The 1608-nt window shown below is 45.3% G+C and carries 2 protein-coding genes; both read left to right on the top strand.

Annotated elements, in window-relative coordinates; genetic code table 11:
• The first annotated feature begins 208 nt into the window (after positions 1 to 208).
• Positions 209 to 1090 carry an Rpn family recombination-promoting nuclease/putative transposase gene (locus O9324_RS05875; protein WP_288139706.1) on the top strand — a complete coding sequence of 294 codons (882 nt, stop codon included), beginning with the start codon at positions 209 to 211 and terminating at the stop codon, positions 1088 to 1090.
• A 34-nt stretch (positions 1091 to 1124) separates the two neighbouring features.
• Positions 1125 to 1385, top strand: coding sequence for a DUF4351 domain-containing protein (locus O9324_RS05870; protein ID WP_002766597.1), 261 nt, complete (start codon positions 1125 to 1127; stop codon positions 1383 to 1385).
• The last annotated feature ends 223 nt before the right edge of the window (positions 1386 to 1608 follow it).

Below are 1608 nucleotides of genomic sequence, written 5' to 3'. Positions count from 1 at the left end.
CTGGTTACAAGGTTCTACCTTGTAACCAAATATTTAGGCTCTGCCTAATTTAAATATATTATTCTTCAGGTAGAACCTGAAAATAGCGTTCCCAGGTAGAACCCTGGAACGAGGTAGGAGACGAGGTAGGAAGCGCGGGTTTCCTCTCTCTTTTTTTGGGGGTTTTATGGGAAGATCGGGAAAGAGCTATGGTGCAATCCCGATCATCATGAAACGAGACTCGATATTTTATCGGCTTTTCCAACAATCCCCCTCCCTTCTCTTCGATTTACTCGAAAACCCACCAGATAATGCCACCGAATACCGCTTTGACTCCGTAGCCGTCAAGGAACCCAAATTCGAGATCGATGGCGTATTCCTGCCACCCGATAATGATAGTAGCGGGGTGATCTATTTTTGCGAAGTGCAATTTCAAAAAGACGAACGACTCTATGAACGAGTTTTCGGCGAATCATTTTTGTATTTTTATCGCCAGCGAGAACGATTTACCGATTGGCAAATTGTTGTCATCTATCCAAACCGTAACCTAGAACAAAGCAATGCTCATCCCTACCGATCGCTTCTCAATTGTGAGCAGGTGCATCGAATTTATCTGAACGAATTAGGGGAAATTCAGCAGTTACCCCTAGGGGTTGCCTTGATGGTACTCACCACTGTGGAAGAAACCCAAGCACCAGAAAAAGCCCGCTATTTACTGGCACGAACTCAACAGCAAATTGCAGATCCAGAAGCGGGTCGCGCCATAATAGAAATGATTGCCACAATTATGGTGTATAAATTTACTAACTTGAGTCGGCAGGAGGTGGAAGCGATGCTAGGACTACAATTGGCAGATACAAGGGTATATCGTGAAGCCAAGGAAGAAGGACGACTGGAAGGACAACTGGAAGGACGACTGGAAGGACGACTGGAAGGAGAATCTGCCCTGATTTTGCGTCTATTGCAACGTCGCTTTGGTGCGGTGGATGAGGTGTTGGCTGCCCGAATTCAGGCTCTAGAAATCGAGCAATTAGAGTCCTTGGCTGAGGCTTTGTTGGATTTTACAGCATTAAACGACCTAGTGCTTTGGCTAAATCGCTATGGTGTATAAGTTGACTAACTTGAGTCGGCAGGAGGTTGATGCAATGCTAGGACTACAGTTGGCAGATACAAGGGTATATCGTGAAGCCAAGGAGGAAGGTCGCGAGGAAGGTCGTCAGGAAGGAGAATCTGCGCTCATCCTGCGGCTCCTCTCGCGTCGGATCGGTGAAGTGACTCCTGAAAGGCGATCGCAAATTCAAGCTCTCTCAATTAATCAACTGGAAGCTTTAGGAGAAGCTTTGTTAGATTTTACCCAACCCGAAGATTTGGAGGAATGGTTGCGATCGCATCTATCGCCCCTGTAATTGGGAGTAAGCCATGAGGGAGCAAAATGTAAAAATTTCTTAAATTGTGAATTATGCTAGGATTCGCCCTAGAATGATCAAAAATCGTGCGAAACGTTTAGGCATGAAATAAGGTTGAAATACCTGAAATAACCGCCTAGTAAGGTCTTCAGTCCCCTGACTGAATCTAATAGGTCAACCCTGACCAACCTTATAACTGTTTATATGTCCCGACGTTTAGTAT

This window comes from Microcystis sp. LE19-84.1B (assembly GCF_027531875.1).
Taxonomy (GTDB): domain Bacteria; phylum Cyanobacteriota; class Cyanobacteriia; order Cyanobacteriales; family Microcystaceae; genus Microcystis; species Microcystis panniformis.
The sequence above is the reverse complement of the archived record's forward strand: the minus strand, read 5'-3'. Positions and strand labels throughout refer to the sequence as shown.

Coding starts and splice junctions, on each gene's coding strand:
- O9324_RS05875 (WP_288139706.1), top strand. CDS start 209: ATGAAACGAGACTCGATATTTTATCGGCTTTTCCAACAATCCCCCTCC.
- O9324_RS05870 (WP_002766597.1), top strand. CDS start 1,125: ATGCTAGGACTACAGTTGGCAGATACAAGGGTATATCGTGAAGCCAAG.